Raw genomic sequence first — 1,637 nt, forward strand, 5'->3', positions numbered from 1 at the left:
ATCCAATGTTATTAATTGTAGGAAAATACGATGTAGTAACGTGTGAAAAACAAATTGAAACATTTAATAAAGATGCTCAAAATGGGAAGCATATCATATTCGAAGAGAGTGGCCATACACCACATTATGAGGAAGCTGATCGATTTGCTGAAACAGTCATTCATTTTTTGAACTAAAAAAGAAAGAGCGCTTCGTATAATGCGAAGCGCTCTATTTTAAATTTCTGGATAAGTGATTGTAATATTAGGCCATTTACTTTGCCATTTCTTTTGATTAACTCTTTTGTTGTACATATGTATTCGTTCTTTCGTTTCAAGAAAATGAGGTGTAGGTTTCACTTGTAATGAAAGTACATCTTCTATTCCGCATGGGGATGTTAATATGACTTTGTTTTGTTCGTCCAAAGAAACACCAAGAGCGGTTGCTGTTTCAGGAAATTTAGAAATAGCATCAACAGAAGAAGAGTATGGCGGCATTCCATTCACTACATGCATGCGAGTTTGATTTTTTACTGACCAAGGGATAGAGGCATCCATATTCGTCAGCTTCTGTTCTAATGATTGTTCGTATACCTCATCTTTATGTAATGCATCATAATAAATGACATCAACGTCTGGTGTAGCTGTTCTTACTTTGTAGTTATGTAATGCATCCCAAATTTTAGAACGGACAAACCCGGCACAAATCCACCAATCAGGTAGCTCTAGTGATTTTGCCATTTGTAATACATCCATCATCCACGGATCATTTTGGATCAATTGAATAATATCTTGTTCGGTTTTAATAGTCATTTGATAGTACACCTACTTTTTTTTTAGAGTGAATTAATTCATAAGCTTAATAATCCATGTAATCCAGTAAGCACCTGGTATGAATAATAGTTGCGCTAATAATGTACCGAGAAGTCTAGAAATCATGAGCCAACCATACATCTTACTCATTGCTTCAGCACCTTCTTCTGATTGAAGAGCCCGTTCTGTTAAAAGAGCGATACGTGGATCTAGTAAAACTGTTAATAAAATAGTAGCAAAACCATTAACAAGACCAGAAGCTGTAGTAGCCTTTGTTGCATAAGTCGGATTTAAAAAAGAAGCATATAGTGCGGAAAGAACACCAGCTGTATAAATGGCAGTGGCAAACATATTAATAAGCATAATTCGCTTCGGAATTCCGCCAATACGCATTCGATGAATCATCTCAAACTTTGGAAAGCGTACATATTTTTTTGTGTACTTTAATTTTTGAATGTTATTCGTCTTCATCATTCGAATGAATGAACCATCTGTTTCAAAGTTTTGAATGACGTATCCAAATAGCTTTGTCAAAGTTGGATAGAGTATAATCGCGAGCAATGTACCGACAGAAGCAGATAATAGAACGAGCCGTATAATATGCTCTAAATCAATAGAAGAATCTAGCTTTGCTTCATCGACAATACCACCAATTAAAAAAGCTTGTAGTAAGTTAGATGTTCTTGAAATAAGTAGTACCATTCCTACGATGGATAAGGCAACGACAATCTTTTTTAAACGGACACCAGCTAATCGAATACTATAAGAGCTAGTTTCAACTGCGTGGATAACAATTGTGAAAGCCATTATAAAAATTAACGTAATTGACATGTGATTCACCAGTTT

At 35.1% G+C, this 1,637-nt stretch carries 3 protein-coding genes; 1 reads left to right on the plus strand and 2 read right to left on the minus strand.

Annotated elements, in window-relative coordinates; genetic code table 11:
- Positions 1–176, plus strand: a 176-nt coding sequence (locus tag AB3X49_RS22625; RefSeq protein ID WP_367964875.1) for an alpha/beta fold hydrolase, incomplete at its 5' end; no start/stop codon positions are given.
- Between the two features lie 39 nt (positions 177–215).
- Here the strand turns inward: AB3X49_RS22625 and AB3X49_RS22630 are convergent.
- Complete coding sequence (locus AB3X49_RS22630) at positions 216–791, minus strand: nucleotidyltransferase family protein (protein ID WP_367964873.1); 576 nt, start codon at positions 789–791, stop codon at positions 216–218.
- Positions 792–824: 33 nt separating this feature from the next.
- Positions 825–1,622: a lipid II flippase family protein gene (locus AB3X49_RS22635; protein WP_002189473.1), complete on the minus strand. Its 798-nt coding sequence runs from the start codon at positions 1,620–1,622 to the stop codon at positions 825–827.
- Positions 1,623–1,637: the final 15 nt, after the last annotated feature.

The sequence above is a fragment of the Bacillus sp. C30 genome, from assembly GCF_040838255.1.
In the GTDB taxonomy this organism is placed as follows: Bacteria; Bacillota; Bacilli; order Bacillales; family Bacillaceae_G; genus Bacillus_A; species Bacillus_A mycoides.

Coding starts and splice junctions, on each gene's coding strand:
- AB3X49_RS22635 (WP_002189473.1), bottom strand. CDS start 1,622: ATGTCAATTACGTTAATTTTTATAATGGCTTTCACAATTGTTATCCAC.
- AB3X49_RS22630 (WP_367964873.1), bottom strand. CDS start 791: ATGACTATTAAAACCGAACAAGATATTATTCAATTGATCCAAAATGAT.